14 protein-coding genes are annotated in these 19,356 nt (G+C 72.6%); 12 read left to right on the top strand and 2 right to left on the bottom strand.

Annotated features, from left to right (window positions below):
- Nucleotides 1-29: 29 nt before the first annotated feature.
- The 6 genes from AB0K02_RS18935 (at nucleotide 30) to AB0K02_RS18910 (ending at nucleotide 6,825) form a co-directional block, all read left to right on the top strand.
- The gene (locus tag AB0K02_RS18935; protein ID WP_365993593.1) at nucleotides 30-1,181 is read left to right on the top strand and encodes an ABC transporter ATP-binding protein; all 1,152 of its coding nucleotides are present in this window, start codon (nucleotides 30-32) and stop codon (nucleotides 1,179-1,181) included.
- On the top strand, nucleotides 1,178-2,107 hold the full coding sequence (locus AB0K02_RS18930) for an ABC transporter permease (protein WP_365993592.1): 930 nt from the start codon (nucleotides 1,178-1,180) through the stop codon (nucleotides 2,105-2,107). Before AB0K02_RS18935 ends, AB0K02_RS18930 begins: the two co-directional genes overlap by 4 nt.
- Nucleotides 2,107-2,904: an ABC transporter permease gene (locus AB0K02_RS18925; RefSeq protein WP_365993591.1), complete on the top strand. Its 798-nt coding sequence runs from the start codon at nucleotides 2,107-2,109 to the stop codon at nucleotides 2,902-2,904. Before AB0K02_RS18930 ends, AB0K02_RS18925 begins: the two co-directional genes overlap by 1 nt.
- Nucleotides 2,905-2,932: 28 nt before the next feature.
- A complete protein-coding gene (locus AB0K02_RS18920) occupies nucleotides 2,933-4,345 on the top strand; it encodes an FAD-dependent oxidoreductase (protein WP_365993590.1) in 1,413 nt (470 codons plus the stop codon).
- Nucleotides 4,346-4,452: 107 nt separating this feature from the next.
- Nucleotides 4,453-4,929 carry a hypothetical protein gene (locus AB0K02_RS18915; protein WP_365993589.1) on the top strand — a complete coding sequence of 159 codons (477 nt, stop codon included), beginning with the start codon at nucleotides 4,453-4,455 and terminating at the stop codon, nucleotides 4,927-4,929.
- 96 nt (nucleotides 4,930-5,025) lie between these two features.
- The gene (locus AB0K02_RS18910; RefSeq protein WP_365993588.1) at nucleotides 5,026-6,825 is read left to right on the top strand and encodes a glycoside hydrolase family 18 protein; all 1,800 of its coding nucleotides are present in this window, start codon (nucleotides 5,026-5,028) and stop codon (nucleotides 6,823-6,825) included.
- Here AB0K02_RS18910 and AB0K02_RS18905 read toward each other — a convergent pair.
- On the bottom strand, nucleotides 6,776-7,594 hold the full coding sequence (locus AB0K02_RS18905; RefSeq protein ID WP_365993587.1) for a phosphatase PAP2 family protein: 819 nt from the start codon (nucleotides 7,592-7,594) through the stop codon (nucleotides 6,776-6,778). The two genes, AB0K02_RS18910 and AB0K02_RS18905, sit on opposite strands and share 50 nt — an antisense overlap.
- A 103-nt stretch (nucleotides 7,595-7,697) precedes the next feature.
- Nucleotides 7,698-9,032, bottom strand: a complete 1,335-nt coding sequence (gene gabT / locus AB0K02_RS18900; protein ID WP_365993586.1) for a 4-aminobutyrate--2-oxoglutarate transaminase — start codon at nucleotides 9,030-9,032, stop codon at nucleotides 7,698-7,700.
- Nucleotides 9,033-9,598: 566 nt separating this feature from the next.
- Between gabT and AB0K02_RS18895 the strand changes: the two genes are divergently transcribed.
- From AB0K02_RS18895 to AB0K02_RS18870, 6 genes are all read left to right on the top strand, one after another.
- Nucleotides 9,599-11,716, top strand: a complete 2,118-nt coding sequence (locus AB0K02_RS18895) for an ATP-binding protein (RefSeq protein WP_365993585.1) — start codon at nucleotides 9,599-9,601, stop codon at nucleotides 11,714-11,716.
- Between the two features lie 95 nt (nucleotides 11,717-11,811).
- Nucleotides 11,812-13,383: a PucR family transcriptional regulator gene (locus AB0K02_RS18890; protein ID WP_365993584.1), complete on the top strand. Its 1,572-nt coding sequence runs from the start codon at nucleotides 11,812-11,814 to the stop codon at nucleotides 13,381-13,383.
- Nucleotides 13,384-13,594: 211 nt separating this feature from the next.
- Nucleotides 13,595-14,548, top strand: a complete 954-nt coding sequence (locus tag AB0K02_RS18885) for an EamA family transporter (protein WP_365993583.1) — start codon at nucleotides 13,595-13,597, stop codon at nucleotides 14,546-14,548.
- 165 nt (nucleotides 14,549-14,713) lie between these two features.
- The gene (locus AB0K02_RS18880; RefSeq protein ID WP_365993582.1) at nucleotides 14,714-16,159 is read left to right on the top strand and encodes an aldehyde dehydrogenase family protein; all 1,446 of its coding nucleotides are present in this window, start codon (nucleotides 14,714-14,716) and stop codon (nucleotides 16,157-16,159) included.
- Nucleotides 16,160-16,495: 336 nt separating this feature from the next.
- A complete protein-coding gene (locus AB0K02_RS18875; protein WP_365993581.1) occupies nucleotides 16,496-18,430 on the top strand; it encodes an acyl-CoA dehydrogenase family protein in 1,935 nt (644 codons plus the stop codon).
- Nucleotides 18,431-18,566: 136 nt separating this feature from the next.
- Nucleotides 18,567-19,355 carry a hypothetical protein gene (locus tag AB0K02_RS18870; protein ID WP_365993580.1) on the top strand — a complete coding sequence of 263 codons (789 nt, stop codon included), beginning with the start codon at nucleotides 18,567-18,569 and terminating at the stop codon, nucleotides 19,353-19,355.
- Nucleotide 19,356 lies beyond the last annotated feature (1 nt).

Genomic DNA, 19,356 nt, shown 5'->3' with positions numbered 1-19,356 from the left:
ACGACCCGACACACCTGGGACCGCGACCCATGACTGAGAAGACAGAGGGCGGCGACGTCCGCCTCTCCGGGATCAGCAAGACCTACGGCTCCTTCACCGCCGTCCACCCGCTCGACCTGACCGTCCCGCAGGGGTCGTTCTTCGCGCTGCTCGGCGCGTCCGGCTGCGGCAAGACCACCACCCTGCGCATGATCGCCGGCCTGGAGGACCCCTCCACCGGAACCGTCTCGCTCGGCGCGCGCGACGTCACGGCCCTGCCGCCGCACAAGCGCCCCGTCAACACCGTCTTCCAGAGCTACGCGCTCTTCCCGCACCTGACCATCTACGAGAACATCGCCTTCGGACTGCGCCGCCGCGGCGTGAAGTCCGTGACGAAGCAGGTCGGCGACATGCTCGACCTCGTCCAGCTCGGCGACTTCGCCCAGCGCAAACCGCACCAGCTCTCCGGCGGCCAGCAGCAGCGCGTCGCCGTCGCCCGCGCGCTGATCAACCACCCTCAGGTCCTCCTGCTCGACGAGCCGCTCGGCGCGCTCGACCTGAAGCTGCGCCGCCAGATGCAGCTGGAGCTCAAGCGCATCCAGACCGAGGTCGGCATCACCTTCGTCCATGTCACCCACGACCAGGAGGAGGCCATGACCATGGCCGACACGGTCGCGGTCATGAACGGCGGCCGGGTCGAGCAGCTCGGCGCACCCGCCGAGCTCTACGAGAACCCCCGCACCACCTTCGTCGCCAACTTCCTCGGCACCTCCAACCTCATCGAGGCGGAAGTCGTGGACAGCAGCGGCGACGAGGTCGTCGTCACCGCGGGCGGCGGCAAGCTGCGGCTGCCGGCGGAGCGCTGTCCCGACGCGGTGCGCACGGGCGGAAGGCTGCTGGTGGGCGTCCGCCCCGAGAAGATCTCCCTCACCGCCGCCGACGAGGCCGACTCCGTCGCCGCCGGCCGGAACGCCGTCACCGGCCGGATCGTGGACTCCTCCTTCATCGGCGTCTCCACGCAGTACGTGGTGGAGAGTCCCGCGGGCAGGGCGCTCGAGGTGTACGCACAGAACGTGGAGCACCGCGAGGGGCTCGTACCCGGCGCCGAGGTCGTCCTGCACTGGAACCCCGAGCACACCTTCGGTCTCGACGCCGCCCAGGACATCACCGCGGGCGTGGAGACGGTGGAGGAGACGCCATGACCGTCACCGAGGCGCCACCCGCCGCCCCGGCCCCCGCCGGACCACCGGCCCACAAGCCCTCCGTGCGCCGCCGGCTCGTCCCGTACTGGCTGCTGCTGCCGGGCATCCTGTGGCTGCTCGTGTTCTTCGCGCTGCCGCTCGTCTACCAGGCGTCGACCTCCGTGCAGACCGGCTCCCTGGAGCAGGGCTTCGAGGTCACCTGGCACTTCGCGACCTACTGGGACGCGCTGACCGAGTACTACCCGCACTTCCTGCGGTCGCTGCTGTACGCGGGCATCGCCACGGTCCTGTGTCTGCTGCTCGGCTACCCGCTCGCCTACCTGATCGCCTTCCGGGCGGGCCGCTGGCGCAATCTCCTGCTGGTCCTGGTCATCGCCCCGTTCTTCACCAGCTTCCTGATCCGTACGCTCGCCTGGAAGACGATCCTCGCGGACGGCGGACCGGTGGTGGAGGTCCTGAACACCGTCGGGTTCCTCGACGTCACCGGCTGGCTCGGGATGACCGAGGGCGACCGCGTCCTCGCCACCCCGCTCGCCGTCGTCACCGGTCTGACGTACAACTTCCTGCCGTTCATGATCCTTCCGCTGTACACGTCGCTGGAACGGATCGATCCGCGGCTCCACGAGGCGGCCGGCGACCTGTACGCGACGCCCGCCACGGTCTTCCGCAAGGTGACGTTCCCGCTGTCCATGCCGGGCGTCGTCTCCGGAACGCTGCTCACGTTCATCCCCGCGAGCGGCGACTACGTCAACGCCGAACTGCTGGGCTCCACCGACACACGCATGATCGGCAACGTCATCCAGTCGCAGTTCCTCAGGGTGCTCGACTACCCGACTGCGGCCGCCCTGTCATTCATCCTGATGGCGATCGTGCTGATCATGGTCACCGTCTACATCCGCCGGGCCGGAACGGAGGACCTGGTCTGATGCGTTGGATAAGGCGCAACCTCGTGGTGGTCGCAGGCCTGCTCACGCTCGCCTACCTGATCGTGCCGAACATCGTCGTCACGGTGTTCTCCTTCAACAAGCCGGCGGGGCGGTTCAACTACTCCTGGCAGGAGTTCTCCACCGACGCGTGGAAGGACCCGTGCGGTGTGGCCGACCTGTGCGGCTCGCTCACGCTGTCCCTGCAGATCGCGCTGTGGGCGACCATCGGCGCGACCGTCCTCGGCACGATGATCGCGTTCGCGCTCGTGCGCTACCGCTTCCGGGCGCGCGGCACGATCAACTCGCTGATCTTCCTGCCGATGGCGATGCCCGAGGTGGTCATGGCCGCCTCGCTGCTCACGCTCTTCCTCAACCTGGGCGCGGAGCTGGGCTTCTGGACCATCCTCATCGCCCACACCATGTTCTGCCTCAGCTTCGTGGTGGTCGCCGTCAAGGCACGCGTGATGTCGATGGACCCGCGTCTGGAGGAGGCGGCCCGCGACCTGTACGCGGGACCCGTGCAGACGTTCCTGCGGGTCACCCTGCCGATCGCCGCCCCCGGAATCGCGGCCGGTGCGATGCTCGCCTTCGCGCTGTCCTTCGACGACTTCATCATCACCAACTTCAACTCCGGAAACACCGTCACGTTCCCCATGTTCGTGTGGGGTTCGGCCCAGCGCGGTACGCCCGTGCAGATCAACGTCATCGGCACCGCCATGTTCGCCGTCGCCGTGCTGATCGTGGTCGCGGGCCAGGTCGTCAGCAGCCGGCGCAACAAAGCCGGGCTGCCCCAGTAGGCCCCCGGGCCGCTAAGGAGTGGAAACCATGGCCCCCGCCGCCATGCCCTTCGCCTCGTCGCTCGCCGACGCCCAGCCCGTTCCCTTCTGGCTGGACGACCCCGGCAGGCCGGCCGCACTGCCCGCCCTCACCGGGACCGAACGCTGCGACCTTCTCGTCGTCGGCGGTGGCTACAGCGGCCTGTGGACCGCGCTCCTCGCCAAGGAGCGCGACCCCGGGCGGGACGTCGTCCTGATCGAGGGCCGGGAGGCGGGCTGGGCCGCCTCCGGGCGCAACGGCGGCTTCTGCGCCGCCTCCCTCACGCACGGCCTCGGCAACGGACTCGCCCGCTGGCCGGACGAGCTCGCGAAGCTGGAGGAGCTCGGGGCGCGCAACCTGGACGCGATCGAGGACGCCGTCGCCCGCTACGGGATCGACTGCGACTTCGAGCGCACCGGCGAGATCGACGTGGCCACCGAGCCCCACCAGCTCGCCGAACTGCACGAGCTGCACGAGCAGGCGGGTCGGCTCGGCTTCGGCGGGCTGGAGGTGCTCGACCGCGACGCCGTGCGCGCCGAGGTCGACTCGCCGACCTTCCTCGGTGGTCTGTGGGACCGCGACGGCGTCGCCATGCTGCACCCGGCCAAGCTCGCCTGGGGACTCAAGCAGGCGTGCCTGGGCCTCGGCGTCCGCGTCTACGAGAACACCCGCGGGCTCCGACTCGCGGCCTGCGGGCCGGGCATGGCCGTACGCACCCCGTACGGCCGTGTCCTGGCCCGGCAGGTCGCGCTGGGCACCAATGTGTTCCCCTCACTGGTCAAGCGGGTGCGCCCGTACACCGTCCCGGTCTACGACTACGCCCTGATGACCGAACCGCTCAGCAGCGAACAGCTCGCCTCCGTGGGCTGGAAGCGCAGGCAGGGCCTCGGCGACAGCGCCAACCAGTTCCACTATTTCCGCATCACCGCCGACCACCGCATCCTGTGGGGCGGTTACGACGCGGTCTATCCGTTCGGCGGCCGGCTCAGCGCCGAGATGGACCACCGGCCCGAGACGTACCTGAGGCTCGCCGGGCACTTCTTCCGCTGCTTCCCGCAGCTGGAGGGGCTCCGGTTCAGCCATGCCTGGGGCGGGGCCATCGACACCTGCTCACGGTTCGCCGCGTTCTTCGGCACCGCGCACGGCGGCAGGGTCGCCTACGCCGCCGGGTTCACCGGACTCGGCGTCGGCGCGACCCGGTTCGGCGCCGATGTGATGCTCGACCTCCTGGGCGGGGAGCGCACCGAACGCACCGCTTTGGCGATGGTGCGCAGCAAGCCGCTGCCGTTCCCGCCCGAGCCCGTGGCCTGGGCCGGTATCGGGCTCACCAAGTGGTCGCTGGCCAGGGCGGATGCCAATGGCGGGCGGCGCAACGTGTGGCTGCGGACGCTGGACCGGCTCGGTCTCGGGTTCGACAGCTGAGCCGCCGGACCCCTCCGGTTGACACGTGACCGAAGTCGCTTGCGACAAGGGCATGTTCGCGCTCTCCGTGCGGAAGCATCGTATGCGCACACGGAATGGAGGCCGCCATGGGTGGCTCGGGGGGCACGACCGCGGTGGAGTGGCTCGCAGGGGCGGCGCCGGACCCGGACGCCTGTCGGCGGGAGTGGCAGCGCGATCCGCACGGGATCGCGCTGCTGCCCGCCGGCAGGCGCTGGGACGTGCTGGTCCTGCCCGGTGAACTGGGCTATCCCACGCTCGACGTGGTGACCCGGCTGGTCGACCGGCCGGGTCCGGTCCTCGCCGGCTTCGGCGACGCGCGCATGGGATTCTTCGTGCCGCCGGGCACGGCCGGGCGCTGGGTGGGCACCGGCATCCGCACGGTGGGCGAGGGCGCGTGGATCGTCGTGCCCCTGCCGGGCCGGACGGCGGGCGGGGCGCGGTGGCTGATCGCACCGGACGGCTCGGGAATCCTCCACGACGCCTCGCTGCTGGAGCTCGCCATGCACGAGGCGGCGGCCGGCATCGCGCGGGCCGTGGAGCACCGGGACGGCAGGGGGCGCTGAGAGCCGGGGAGTGCCGGAGGTCTTGACAACCGCATTGGTCTGGACCATGTTGTGCGCGCCGCCCCACTCCGAATTCCCCCACGCCCGGAGGCAGTTGTGGACCGCACAGGACTCAGGGCTGCCCTCGTGGCAGTCGTGCTCGCAGCGTCAGGACTGCTCGCCACGGCCCCGCCCGCGACCGCCGCCGACGCCGAACTCGCCCGCAACGGTGGCTTCGAGGCCGGTCTGACCGGCTGGAGCTGCACCGCGGGCAGCGGCGCGACGGTCACCTCGCCCACCCACGGCGGCACGTCCGCCCTCAAGGCCACCCCGGCCGGCAACGACAACGCCAAGTGCTCCCAGACGGTCACCGTCCAGCCCAACTCCGACTACACGCTGAGCGGTTGGGTGCAGGGCGGTCACGTCCACCTCGGCGCGTCGGGCACCGGCGCCACCGACGTGTCCACCTGGACCGGATCGGCGTCGAGCTGGCAGAAGCTGACGACGTCCTTCCGCACCGGGGCCACGACCACCTCGGTGACCGTCTACACCCACGGCTGGTACGGCACCCCCGCCTACCACGCCGACGACATCTCCCTCCGCGGCCCCGGCACCGACCCCGTCGGCGTCCCCGCGGCGCCCACCGGCCTGCGCGCAGGGGCCCCGGGCCCGTCCTCGGTGCCGCTGACCTGGACGGCGTCGCCCGGCGCGACCGGCTACCACGTCCACCGCGACGGCGCCAGGGTCGCGACCGTCAGCGGGACCTCGGCCACGGTCACCGGCCTGGCCGCGTCCACCACGTACAGCTTCCAGGTCTCGGCGGTCAACGCGGCGGGCGAGTCGCCGAAGTCCGCCGCGGTGAGCGCGACGACCACCGCGGGCGGCGGGAACGGCGGTGGCCTGCCCGCACACGCCCTCGTCGGCTACCTCCACGCGAGCTTCGCCAACGGCTCCGGCTACACACGCATGGCCGACGTGCCCGACTCGTGGGACGTCATCAACCTCGCCTTCGGCGAACCGACCTCCGCCACCTCCGGCGACATCCGCTTCAGCCTCTGTCCGGTCGCCGAGTGCCCGAACGTCGAGTCGGCCGCCGACTTCAAGGCCGCCGTCAAGGCCAAGCAGGCCGCCGGCAAGAAAGTCCTGATCTCGATCGGCGGCGCCAACGGCCAGGTCCAGCTGTCCACCACCGCCGCACGCGACGCCTTCGTCACCTCCGTCTCGAAGATCATCGACGAATACGGACTCGACGGTCTCGACATCGACTTCGAGGGCCACTCGCTGTCGCTGAACACCGGTGACACCGACTTCCGCAGCCCCACCACGCCGGTCGTCGTCAACCTGGTCTCGGCGATCAGGACGCTCAAGGCGAAGTACGGCTCGGACTTCGTCCTGACGATGGCGCCGGAGACCTTCTTCGTCCAGCTCGGGTACCAGTACTACGGCTCCGGACCCTGGGGCGGGCAGGACCCGCGCGCCGGCGCGTACCTCCCCGTCATCCACGCCCTGCGCGACGACCTCACGCTGCTGCACGTCCAGGACTACAACTCAGGTCCGATCATGGGACTCGACAACCAGTACCACTCCATGGGCGGCGCCGACTTCCACATCGCCATGACCGACATGCTGCTCACCGGTTTCCCCGTCGCCGGCGACCAGAGCAAGGTCTTCCCCGCGCTGCGCCCCGAGCAGGTCGCCATCGGCCTGCCGGCCTCCACCCAGGCGGGCAACGGCCACACCGTCCCGGCCGAGGTGAACAAGGCGCTGAACTGTTTGACGAGGAAGACCGACTGCGGCTCCTACACGCCCCACGGCACCTGGCCCGCGCTGCGCGGCCTGATGACCTGGTCGGTCAACTGGGACCGCTTCAACCAGTGGGAATTCTCCCGGAACTTCGACGCGTACCCTTGGAGTTGAGCACCAGCAGCACCGCGCCGAACAGGCACCAGCTGCCCGCCACGTCCAGCGGCCAGTGGTAGCCGCGCAGGACGAGCCCGATGCCCGTCGCCACCGTGAGCACCACGGCGACGGGCATCGCCCATCGTCGGCGCAGATACGGAGCGACCAGCAGTGCGGCGCCGCAGTAGGCGACCATCGCCGTTGCGGTGTGCCCCGAGGGGTACCAGCCCGTGCCCGGCTCCAGCGGTCCCGGGCGGGCGATCCACGCCTTGAGCGGAACCACGAGCGCGGGCACCGCCGCCATGGCGAGCGCGGTGGCCATAACGGGCCGCCACCGTCCGCCGCGCCACAGCGTCCAGGCCAGGGCGGCGGCGAGCACGGGCAGGGCGACGGTCATGCCGCCGAGGTCGGCGAGCGGTTCGGTCAGCGCGTCGGGCACGTCGCGGAAGACGGCGCGCCCGACGCGCTCGTCCGCCCTCCGCAGCGGTCCGTGCGCGGCGACCTGCCAGGTGATCAGTGCGAAGAGGGCGCAGCACACCGCGAGCGCGACGGCCCGCAGACGCCGAGAGGCCGGCCGCGTCGGAACAGGGGGGGTGGTTCCGATGCGGCCGGCCGGACCGGTTCGCCGCACGCCCCGGGGGGTTTGGGACGGGCGGCCATCCGATCGGTGAGGAGTTCCGGAGCGTGAGGCTCCAGTGGTGTGCGCTGTGGCACGACCGGGTCGGCGCTGGGGGGGCTCCGGCCCGGGGTCGCCCACGGTTCCCCGTGAGCTGGGTGTTTCTCTCATCTGCAGAAACCGTACGGCAGAGGCCGGGGGGACCGACAGACGGATTCCCATCCCGCCATCGGCCCCCCACACTCTCTTCACAGAGCGGCTGCGTCGTTGCCGGTCAGATGGCTGCGAACGCCTGCTCGATGATGTCCAGGCCCTCGTTCAGGAGGTCCTCGCCGATGACGAGCGGGGGCAGGAAGCGCAGCACGTTGCCGTAGGTGCCGCAGGTGAGGACGATCAGGCCCTCGGCGTGGCAGGCCTTGGCGAGCGCGCCGGCGGCCTCCGCGTTCGGCTCCTTGGTCGCCGGGTCCTTCACCAGCTCGATCGCGATCATGGCGCCGCGGCCGCGGATGTCGCCGATGATCTCGTACTTCTCCTGCATCGCCGTGAGGCGGCCCTTCATGACCTCCTCGATGCGCTTGGCCTTGCCGTTGAGGTCGAGCTCCTTCATCGTCTCGATGGAGCCGAGCGCACCGGCGCAGGCCACCGGGTTGCCGCCGTAGGTGCCGCCGAGGCCGCCCGCGTGCGGGGCGTCCATGATCTCGGCGCGGCCGGTGACGGCGGCGAGCGGCAGGCCGCCCGCGATGCCCTTGGCGGTGGTGATCAGGTCCGGGACGATGCCCTCGTCCTCGCAGGCGAACCACTGGCCGGTGCGGCAGAAGCCGGACTGGATCTCGTCGGCGACGAAGACGATGCCGTTGTCGTTGGCGAACTTCACGATCGCCGGCAGGAAGCCCTTGGCCGGCTCGATGAAGCCGCCCTCGCCGAGGACCGGCTCGATGATGATCGCGGCGACGTTCTCCGCGCCGACCTGCTTGGTGATCTGGTCGATGGCCTGGGCGGCGGCCTCGGGGCCGCAGTTCTCCTCACCGGTGGGCCAGCGGTAGCCGTAGGCGACCGGGACGCGGTAGACCTCGGGGGCGAACGGGCCGAAGCCGTGCTTGTACGGCATGTTCTTGGCGGTCAGCGCCATCGTGAGGTTGGTGCGGCCGTGGTAGCCGTGGTCGAAGACGACGACGGCCTGGCGCTTGGTGTACGCGCGGGCGATCTTGACGGCGTTCTCGACGGCCTCGGCGCCCGAGTTGAACAGCGCGGACTTCTTGGCGTGGTCGCCCGGGGTCAGCTCGGCGAGCGCCTCGCAGACCTCCACGTAGCCCTCGTACGGGGTGACCATGAAACAGGTGTGGGTGAAGTCGGCGAGCTGCGCGGAGGCGCGGCGCACGACGGCCTCGGCGGAGGCGCCGACCGAGGTCACGGCGATGCCGGAGCCGAAGTCGATCAGGCGGTTGCCGTCGATGTCCTCGATGATCCCGCCGCCCGCACGGGCCGTGAAGACGGGCAGCACGGATCCCACACCGCCGGCGACCGTGGCCGTACGGCGGGCCTGAAGCTCCTGCGACTTCGGGCCGGGGATGGCGGTGACGACGCGGCGCTCCTGCGGGATTGCGGTCATGAGGGGCTCCTGGGGGTGTATCCGGACGCTTCTTGTCTTTCTCCGCAGGCTAGGTCCGGGGAGGGGATGCGGGCATGCGCCGTTCGGGAGTGTTGGGGGTGTGTCGTTGTCCTCGACGGCCATACGCGGGGGTGCGCGAGTCCCGGCGGGCCCCCTTGGTGCCGGGTGCTGCCGTCCCGGGCGGTGGCGGGCGGTCCGGGGCCGCCGGCTCGTCCGGGCGGGCGCGGTTCGCCACCGCCGGCCCGGCGGCGCGGGACGTGGCTCGGGACGGCCGTCCGGGCCTGGACGTGCTGCCGGGCCTGGCGGCCGGGCGTGGGTGGCCCGGACGCCTCCGTGCCGTCCGGGGGACGCCCGCATCGGGGCCGCCGTCCCGCTGCCGCCCGGCCCGCAGCCGGGCGCGGGCGCGGCTTCGGGGCGAGCGCCCCGCCGCACAATAGGGGGCAGCCGCAGCCCGCGGCGGTGTGCGGCGGGCCACCACACCCGTGCGAGTCGCTGAACTCCCCGTGCGGGGGCACTAGATTGGCGGTGCACAGAGCGGGCCTGGCTGGTCAGGGGGCAGCGGTTCAATGGAATCCGAAGGCACATTCGACGCACGCGGCACACGCGCCAATCCCGTGCCCCGTCCGGCCGGACCGCCGCCCGAGGCGCCCGCACCGCCCGTGCCGCCGGGCGCGCCCGCCGTGCCGGGGCACGCCCCCACGACCCGCCCCGCCGTACTGGAGTGGCTGCGCACCCCGCGGCCCCAGGCCGACCCCGGGGTGTGGCGGCTCGGCCACCGCCCCCGCCCCGAGGAGGAGCCCGAACTCGTCCCGGCGAGGCGGCTGTTCTCCGGCGCGCTCGTCTCGCTGCTCAGCGGCTGGCTGCTGTGGTCCCTGCTGTGGAACGGCTACCTCGGCCGCTACTGGCTGTGGCCCCTCCTCGTGCTCACCCCCGACTCCTGGCGCGCCGACGCCACCACCTGGGCCAACGCCAGCTACGTCTACTACGCCGTGGTCGGCGGCGGCATGCTGGTGCTCTTCGCCCGCATCGGCCACGTCCCCGAGATCTGGCAGCGCTACGTCGTCCGCCGCCGCAAACCCGCCCGACCCGCCCCGCCCGCGCCCGAAACGGACCCGGCGGACTGGCCCGAGCTGCGCCGCGCCGGGCTCCCCGACGCCGCCGCGCGCCTCGGCGAGGCCGCCCGTACCGGGGCCCTCGGCGACGTCGACTACGCCCGCATCCGGCGCGCCTGGCAGGGCGTCCACGCCCGGCCCGAACGGCTCGCCGCCTTCGCGGACACCGTCCGCAGGCACGGCCCCGCCGCCTGTGCCCACCCCTCCGGCCTGCGGGACCTGCCCGTACGCGCCGCCACCCACGACCTGGTCACCGGCCAGGTCAGGATCGGCACCGTCGTCGACGACGCCCGCAACCCCTACGCCCGGCGCACCACCGGCGTGGCCCTGGAGCCCGCGCTGCTCGGGACCTCGCTGCTCGCGGTCGGCCCCTCGGGGTCCGGCAAGAGCGTGCGGCTCGTCCGGCCCGTCGTCGAGTCGCTGTGCCTGCACGCCCTCGCCAACCGCGCCGCCGTCGTCGCCGTCACCGCCCACGGCTCCGTCGTCGCCCCGGACGGCGACTTCGACCTGGTCATCTCGGTGGGCCGGCCCGGATCCACCCACGACCTCGATCTGTACGGCGGCGCCGACGACCCCGACGAGGCCGCCCGCATGCTCGCCGAGGCGCTCGTCGGCGACCTCGCGGCCGGCCTCCCCGGCGGGGACAGCCGCCGCGCCGCCACCGCCCTCGCCCAGCTCATCGGTCCCTACCAATGCGTCCACGGTCACTTCCCGGCCGTCCCCGAGCTGCGCGAACTCCTCGGCGGCGCGCCCGGCGCCCTGGACGGCCTGCGCTCGGCGCTGGAGGCCGCGGGCGAGGCGTCGCAGCTGCGCGAACTCGACGCCCGCGAGCGGCAGTCGGCGCGCGGCGACGACATCGGCGTCCTGCTTGCCGAGCGGATCGCGTTCCTGGACCGGCCCGCCTTCGCGGACTTCTTCCGTACCGACGGCGACGGCCGGCAGTTCTCGCTGCGCTCGATCGAGCACCCGCTGCGGGTCCGGGTCGACCTTCCCGAGCGCGGCCACGCCGAGGCGTCCCGGATCGTCGCGCGGCTGGTGCTGGCCCAGTTCACCGAGGCCGCGCTCAGCCGCACCGACCGCTCGCTGTTCGCCTGCCTGGTCCTCGACGACGCCTCGTACACGGTCACCGGCGACTCGGTGCGCGCCGTGCAGCGGCTGCGCAGCGCCAACGCGGGCGTCGTGTTCGCGCTGCGGACGCTGGAGGACGTGCCGGAGCCGCTGCGCGGACCGCTGCTCGGCGCGGTCGGCTGCCGCATGGCGTTCGCGGGGCTCGCCCCCTGGGACGGCGGGCACTTCGCCGAGACCTGGGGCACCGAGTGGGTGCAGACCCGGGACGTCACCAACCGGCAGATCGTCTCCGACGAACCGCTCACCAAGGCGTTGCACATGATCCGCCGCCTGGCCACCGGCAAGGCTGCGACGGCCGAGGCGGTGACCGTGCGCGAGGTCGAACGCCCCCGCTGGTCGGCGTCCGACCTCGCGCACGGGCTGCCGGCCGGGCACGCGGTACTGTCGCTGACCAGCGTCCGGGGAGAGCACGCGCCGCCGCTCCTGGTCGACCTGCGGACCTGAGCGGAGTCCCGGACTGCTACGCCCTGGCAGAATCGAGGTAGGCCGTTCGTACGGGACGGCGAAAATCACACCTCTGCTCGAAGGGCCCCAGGTCCATGCCGCCCACCCTCGCCTCGCTCGTCCAGCACTCGGCGCTCAAGCTCACCGTGCGCGCCGGAGAGGACCGCCTCGAGACGCCCGTGCGCTGGGCCCATGTCAGCGAGCTCGCCGACCCCGTGCCGTATCTGGAGGGCGGCGAGCTGCTGCTCGTCACCGCCATGACCCTGGACGCCGAGGACCCCGAGGCGATGCGGCGCTATGTGCGCAGGCTGGTCGCGGCGGGCGTGGTCGGCCTCGGCTTCGCGGTCGGCGTGAACTACGAGGACGTGCCCGACGCGCTGGTCGAGGCGGCGAAGGAGGAGCGGCTGCCGCTGCTCGCGGTGCCGCGCCGCACTCCGTTCATCGCCATCTCCAAGGCGGTCTCGGCCGCGATCGCCGCGGACCAGTACCGGGCCGTGACCGCCGGCTTCGAGGCGCAGCGCGAGATGACCCGTGCGGCGCTCGCCGAGGGGCCGGCCGCGGTCGTCGCCCGGCTCGCCGCGCACGTCGACGGCTGGGCCGCCCTGTACGACGCCTCCGGCGCGGTCGTGGCCGCCGCCCCCGAGTGGGCGACCCGCCGGGCCGCCCGCTTCACGGGAGACGTGGAACGGCTGCGGGAGCGGTCCGCGCCCGCGAGCGCGGTCGTCGGCGGTGCGGAGGGCGACGACCGGGTCGAGTTGCAGTCCCTCGGCTCCGGCCGCCGTGTGCGCGGCGCGCTCGCCGTCGGCACCGGGGCGCCCCTCGGCACGGCGGAGCGCTACGCCGTCCACTCGGCCGTCGCCCTGCTCACCCTCGCCACGGAACGGTCCCGCTCGCTCCAGGCCGCGGAAGCGCGCCTCGGTGCCGCGGTGCTGCGGATGCTGCTGTCCGGTCAGCCGGACCACGCCCGGGCGGTCGCCGGCGACCTGTACGGCGGGCTGCTCGACGCGCCCTTCCGGCTGCTGATCGCCGAGCTCTCGACAGAGCCGGACGCCGACGCCGGCGGCGCCCCGCTCGCCGCGTTCGCCGAGTCACTGGAGTCGTCGGCGGCCCGGGCCGGCGAGACGGTGCTCGTCGTGCCGGACAGCGACAGCCGTCTGGTGGTGCTGGCCGCGGACGGCGGCGCGGTGGTCACCTCCTGCACGGCCATGTACGCGGACAAGGAGGCCGAGGACGCGCAGACGGTCGTCGGGCTCTCCGCGCCGACGGGGCCGACAGCGGCCGCCGGGGCGTACAAGCAGGCCGAACAGGCGCTGTCGGTGGCCCGGCGACGGGGCCGCGCGCTGGTCGAGCACGAGGAGCTCGCGGCCGGTTCGATCCTTCCGCTGCTCGCGGACGACGCCGTGCGTGCCTTCGCCGACGGCATGCTGCGCGCCCTGCGCGAGCACGACGCCACCGGCCGCGGCGACCTCGTCGAGTCGCTGCGCGCATGGCTGTCCCGCCACGGGCAGTGGGACGCGGCGGCGGCGGACCTCGGCGTGCACCGCCATACGCTGCGCTACCGGATGCGCCGCGTCGAGGAGATCCTCGGCCGCTCCCTGGACGACCCGGACGTCCGGATGGAGCTGTGGCTCTCCCTGAAGACGACGTCGGCACCCGCCTCGGACTGACGTCGCCGGCCGCGCTGTCCGCCGCGTGTTCCCGCACGGCCGAAACCCCACCCTTGGCGGAAAACCCTCGTCATCAGCCAAGGATTTGCCGCCTTCCTGCCCGATACCGGGCAGAATTATTGCAGTTCACTCGGTGGCTTCCTATCTTCCTGGCTTGTGATGGCGCGCCCGCCCGACGGCAGGACGCGCACGGAGGAGACGAGGAGCACCGATGCCCCCACGCGTTACCGGCGAGCACGTGACCGTCGAGGGCGTCGAGCCCCCTGTTCCCCAGGGGCGGCGGATCAGCGGTGCCGTCTGGGCCGCCCTCGTCGTCGTGTACGTCGTCTGGGGCTCCACCTACCTCGGCATCCGCGTCGCGGTCGAGACCATGCCGCCCTTCCTGTCGGCCGCCGCCCGGTTCGTCGTCGCGGGCGTCGTCCTCGGCGCGCTCGTCGCCTGGCACCACGGCCCCTCGGCGCTGAAGGTCACACGGGCCCAGCTCGGTTCCGCCGCCCTCGTCGGCCTGCTGCTGCTCCTCGGCGGCAACGGGCTCGTCGTCCTCGCCGAGACCTCGGTGCCCTCCGGGCTGACCGCCCTGCTGATCGCCGTCGTCCCCGCCTGGGTCGTCGTCCTGCGCCGGTCCTTCGGCGACCGCCCGGGTCCCGGCGCCTACGCGGGCGTGCTGCTGGGCCTCGCCGGCCTCGCCGTCCTCACCCTGCCCGGGCTCAGCGGCGACGTGCGGATCGGCGGCGTGCTCACGGTGGTCGTCGCGACCGTCCTGTGGGCGGTCGGCTCGTTCTCGTCGTCCCGCATCCCGATGCCGGCCGACCCGTTCGCGGCCAGCGCGTACGAGATGGTCGCGGGCGGGCTCGGCTGCGCCGTCGTCGCCCTCTCCCGCGGCGAGCTGCACGGATTCCGTCTCGAGGAGGTGTCAGCCCGGTCCTGGACCGCTCTCGCCTACCTGATCGTCTTCGGATCGCTGATGGCGTTCACCGCCTACGCCTGGCTGCTGCACTCCGCGCCCCTGTCCCTCGTGGCGACGTACGCCTATGTGAACCCGGTCGTCGCCGTGCTGCTGGGCGCGCTCGTTCTCGACGAGCGGCTGTCCTGGCCGATCGCCGTCGGCGGTGGGGTCGTCGTGGCCGGTGTGTGCCTCATCGTCAGCACCGAACGGCGCCGCTGACCCGGGCCTTCGGCCCCCGTCTACGCGGCGGTGCCCACTCACTCGCCAAAGCGTCGCAGACCGCCCGGCGACCAGTACACCTCGGACAAACACATCCGCCGCTCCCCGGTCCTACGGTGGGCACAGACCAACCCCCATCTACTTCGGAAGGGCCGGGACCCGGACATGACTGCCACCCACGCCTTCTGGCTCGCCGGCCGCCAGGCCACCGGCGAGGCCGCCTTCGACGTCACCTCCCCCTGGGACGGCCGGGTCGTCGGCCGGGTCTCCGTGCCCACCGAGGCGCAGGTCGAAGAGGCCGTCGCCGCGGCGCACGCCGTGATCGACGAGTTCGCCGCGACCCCGGCCCACGTACGCGCCGCCGCCCTGGACCACGTCTCGAAGCGCCTCGTCGAGCGCACCGAGGAGATCGCCCAGCTGATCTCCGCCGAGAACGGCAAGCCGATCAAGTGGGCGCGCGGTGAGGTCGGCCGTGCCGTCTCCGTCTTCCGCTTCGCCGCCGAGGAGGCCCGCCGGTTCAACGGCGGCGAGGCCCAGCGGCTCGACACCGACGCCGGCGGCCAGGGCCGTCTCGCGCTGACCCGCCGCTTCCCCAAGGGCGTCGTCCTCGGCATCGCGCCGTTCAACTTCCCGCTGAACCTGTGCGCCCACAAGATCGCTCCGGCGATCGCGGTCGGCGCGCCGATCATCCTCAAGCCGGCCCCGGCCACGCCGCTGTCCGGGCTGATCCTCGGTGAGCTGCTCGCCGAGACCGACCTGCCCGCCGGTTCCTGGTCCGTGCTGACCGTCCCGAACGAGCAGATGCCCGCCCTCGTGAAGGACGAGCGGCTGCCGGTCATCTCCTTCACGGGCTCCGACAAGGTCGGTTACGCGATCATGGACTCCGTCCCGCGCAAGCACTGCACCCTGGAGCTCGGCGGCAACGGCGCCGCGGTCGTCCTCGCCGACTTCGCGAGCGAGAAGGACCTGGACTGGGCGGCGACCCGTATCGCCACCTTCTCCAACTACCAGGGCGGACAGTCCTGCATCTCCGTGCAGCGCGTGATCGCCGACGCGTCCGTCTACGACCTGCTGCTGCCGAAGATCGTCGCGGCCGTCGAGGCCCAGGTCACCGGTGACCCGTCCGACGCGGCGACCGACGTCGGCCCGCTCGTCAACGAGGACGCCGCCAAGCGCGTGGAGTCCTGGGTCGACGAGGCCGTCCAGGGCGGCGCGAAGCTGCTGACCGGCGGCAAGCGCGACGGCGCCAGCTACGCTCCCACCGTTCTCACCGACGTCCCCGCCGACGTCACCCTCGCCTGCGAGGAGGTCTTCGGCCCCGTCCTGACGGTGACGAAGGTCGACGGCGAGGACGAGGCGTTCGCCGCCGTCAACGACTCCAAGTACGGCCTGCAGGCAGGCGTGTTCACGCACGACCTGCAGACCGCCTTCCGCGCCCACCGCGCCCTGGAGGTCGGCGGCGTGATCGTCGGCGACGTCCCGTCCTACCGCGCCGACCAGATGCCCTACGGCGGCGCGAAGCAGTCCGGCGTCGGCCGCGAGGGCGTGGCCTTCGCGATGGACGACTACACGTACGAGCGCGTGCTGGTCCTCACGGGCCTGGCCCTCTAGTACGTCACCGAACCGACGGCCGGAGCCCACTGTGCGGGGGCTCCGGCCGTTGTCATGGCCGGGCACCGGCTCCGGGGCGGCGCCTGAACCGGGCAGAGCCCCGACGGCCGGGCCGGGCCGTGGTCCTCGCGCATGGGACCGCCTCGTCACTTCCCGCTGCCCGGGCCGAACGGGCCGGGGTGCTGTATAAGCGCCAACGGCGGCCCGCACGGCGCGCGAAGGCTGGTGAGAGTCGGCCGGATCGGGTAGAGACTCACAAGTAGCACCGACCGGTAGTTCCCCACGGATTCGAGTGATTCCAGGACTCCACCACACCGCGGCGAGGTGACTTCCTTCATGTCCGCACCGACCAAGCCCAAAGTCTCCGAGCGTGAAGCCCGCCAGGTCGCCGAGGCGGCGCGCGAGCAGGACTGGCGGAAGCCCAGCTTCGCCAAGGAGCTGTTCCTCGGTCGCTTCCGGCTCGACCTCATCCACCCCCACCCCATGCCGTCCAGGGACGACGTACAGCGCGGCGAGGAGTTCCTCGCCAAGCTCCGCGACTTCTGCGAGACGAAGGTCGACGGCGCCCAGATCGAGCGCGACGCCCGGATCCCCGACGCGGTGATCGACGGCCTCAAGGAGCTCGGCGCCCTCGGGATGAAGATCGACACCAAGTACGGCGGCCTGGGACTCACCCAGGTGTACTACAACAAGGCCCTGGCCCTGGCCGGCTCGGCGAGCCCGGCGATCGGCGCGCTGCTCTCCGCCCATCAGTCGATCGGCGTACCCCAGCCGCTGAAACTTTTCGGCACGCAGGAGCAGAAGGACGCCTTCCTGCCGCGGCTGGCCCGCACCGACATCTCCGCGTTCCTGCTCACCGAGCCGGACGTCGGCTCCGACCCGGCGCGCCTGGCCACCACCGCCGTCCCCGACGGGGAGGACTACATCCTCGACGGGGTCAAGCTCTGGACGACCAACGGCGTCGTCGCCGACCTCCTCGTCGTCATGGCACGGGTCCCGAGGACCGAGGGGCACAAGGGCGGCATCACCGCGTTCGTCGTCGAGTCGAGCTCGCCCGGCATCACCGTCGAGAACCGCAACGCCTTCATGGGCCTGCGCGGCCTCGAGAACGGCGTCACCCGGTTCCACCGGGTCCGCGTCCCGGCGGCGAACCGCATCGGCCCCGAGGGCTCCGGCCTCAAGATCGCCCTGACCACCCTCAACACCGGCCGGCTCTCGCTGCCCGCGATGTGCGCCGGCGCGGGCAAGTGGTGCCTGAAGATCGCCCGCGAGTGGACGTCCGTCCGCGAGCAGTGGGGCAAGCCGGTCGCCCACCACGAGGCCGTCGGCGCCAAGATCTCCTTCATCGCCGCCACCACCTTCGCCCTCGAAGCCGTCCTCGACCTGTCCAGCCAGATGGCGGACGAGAACCGCAACGACATCCGCATCGAGGCCGCCCTCGCCAAGCTGTACGGCTCCGAGATGGCCTGGCTGATGGCGGACGAACTGGTCCAGATCCGCGGCGGCCGCGGCTACGAGACCGCCGACTCCCTCGCCGCTCGTGGCGAACGGGCCGTCCCCGCCGAGCAGTTGCTGCGCGACCTGCGCATCAACCGCATCTTCGAGGGATCGACGGAGATCATGCACCTGCTGATCGCCCGCGAGGCGGTCGACGCCCACCTCGCGGTCGCCGGCGACATCATCGACCCCGACAAGTCCCTCGGCGACAAGGCCAGGGCCGGGGCCCAGGCCACCGCCTTCTACGCTCGCTGGCTGCCCAAGCTGGTCGCGGGCCCGGGCCAGCTCCCGCGCTCGTACGCCGAGTTCCACCCCCGTGGCCACGCGGACCTGTCGGTTCACCTGCGCTACGTCGAACGGGCCGCGCGCAAGCTCGCCCGGTCCACCTTCTACGCCATGTCCCGGTGGCAGGGCCGGATGGAGACCAAGCAGGGCTTCCTCGGGCGCATCGTCGACATCGGCGCCGAACTGTTCGCGATGAGCGCCGCCTGCGTGCGGGCGGAACTGCTGCGGACCACCGGCGACCACGGCCGCGAGGCGTACCAGCTCGCCGACGCCTTCTGCCGGCAGTCCCGCGTCCGTGTCGAGGAGCTCTTCGGCCGGCTCTGGAACAACACCGACGACCTGGACCGCACGGTGGTCAAGGGCGTCCTGGCCGGCACGTACACCTGGCTGGAGGAGGGCGTCATCGACGCGAGCGGGGACGGCCCCTGGATCGCGGACGCGACTCCCGGCCCCTCCCAGCGGGAGAACGTGCACCGGCCGATCCGCTGAGCGGCACCGGGGTGCGGCCGGAGGTCACCGGCCGCGCCCCGCGCGCGGCCGCGCGGGGCGCGGGAAGGTGGCGCGCGGTGCCCCGGTGGACCCACAATCGGCCTTCGGTCGCGGTCAACAGGGGAACGGGGCACGGATGTTCGGGGCGGGACACGTCAACGGCGGCAACCGGCACGCCCGCGGGCTCCGCGGCCTCGCGCTGGCCGGACTGCTGGCCGCCTCGGCCGCGTGCGGCGGCGGTGACGCCGGCACGGACACCGCGGACAGGACAGCCGAGAGGAAGACGGACAGGAGCGACGTCGGCCGGTCCGCCTCCCCCTCCGGCGGCGGCGTGCCCACCGAGGCCGCCCTGAGGGCCGTCGCCTTCGCGGACGGCGAGCGGATCGGCCCCTACACCGCGACCGAGACCGACGGGGCCCCGCTCGGCGAGGACTACACCGCCGATCCGGCCCGGTGCCGCCCACTCGTCAGCCTCGCCGCGGGCGCGACCGCGCACGACCCGGCCGCCGAGGTCCACCGGGAGGTCGACGTCGCGGACGAGGTGGCCGGCATCGGGGTCCTGGTGCAGCTGCGCTCCTACGCGGGGGACGGGGCCGCCGCCGTGATGAAGGACCTCGCCGCCGCGGGAGACGCCTGCGCCGGCGGCTACACCGAGGTGCGGACTCTCGCGCGGGCCCGGGTGCTGAAGGCCGAACCCGTCGAGGCGCCCGCCATCGGCGACGAGGCCGAGGCGTTCCGTTTCACCGTCCTCGACGTGAAGGGCGAGCTGAAGCTGTACGAGTACCTGACCGTCGTCCGCTCCGGTGCGGTCACGCTCTCCTTCCGCGCCGACTTCCTCGGCACGAAGGACATCGGGGCCGTGCCCCGGGAGATCATCGACGCCCAGTGGAAGAAGTTCTCCGCCGCTCGCGGAGGCGGCGGGTAGC

Origin of the sequence: Streptomyces sp. NPDC049597 (genome assembly GCF_040675505.1) — a bacterium.
In the GTDB taxonomy this organism is placed as follows: Bacteria; Actinomycetota; Actinomycetes; order Streptomycetales; family Streptomycetaceae; genus Streptomyces.
The sequence above is the reverse complement of the archived record's forward strand: the minus strand, read 5'-3'. Positions and strand labels throughout refer to the sequence as shown.